Origin of the sequence: Halomonas sp. SIMBA_159, from assembly GCF_046536035.1 — a bacterium.
Classification (GTDB): Bacteria; Pseudomonadota; Gammaproteobacteria; order Pseudomonadales; family Halomonadaceae; genus Vreelandella; species Vreelandella venusta_A.
In genome coordinates this window covers 1-252 of the sequence record NZ_JAWJBT010001124.1, presented here as the reverse complement: position 1 = coordinate 252, position 252 = coordinate 1, and the positions used below count along the sequence as shown (strand labels likewise).

At 71.0% G+C, this 252-nt stretch carries 1 protein-coding gene; it reads left to right on the top strand.

The genetic code is table 11. From position 1 onward, the window contains the following. Nucleotides 1-252 (top strand): FGGY family carbohydrate kinase (locus tag R0J87_RS22770; protein WP_498889197.1); only part of this gene is annotated, 252 nt, incomplete at both ends.

The window sequence follows — 252 nt, the reverse complement described above, 5'->3', positions numbered from 1 at the left end:
CGGGATGTTGAGCGACTGGGTCACGACGCGCCTGACGGGCGAGTTCGTGACCGAGCCGACCAGCGGCTCGAGTTCGGCGCTGTTCGACCTGCGGTCGAGGAACTGGTCGGACGAGCTCGCGGGACTCGTGGGCGTGGACCGCAGCATCCTCCCTCCCGTGGTCGAATGCGGTGAAGTCGTCGGAGTCGTCACGCCCGCCGCGGCAGCCGCCACGGGACTCCCGGTGGGCACGCCCGTCGTGACCGGTGGTGC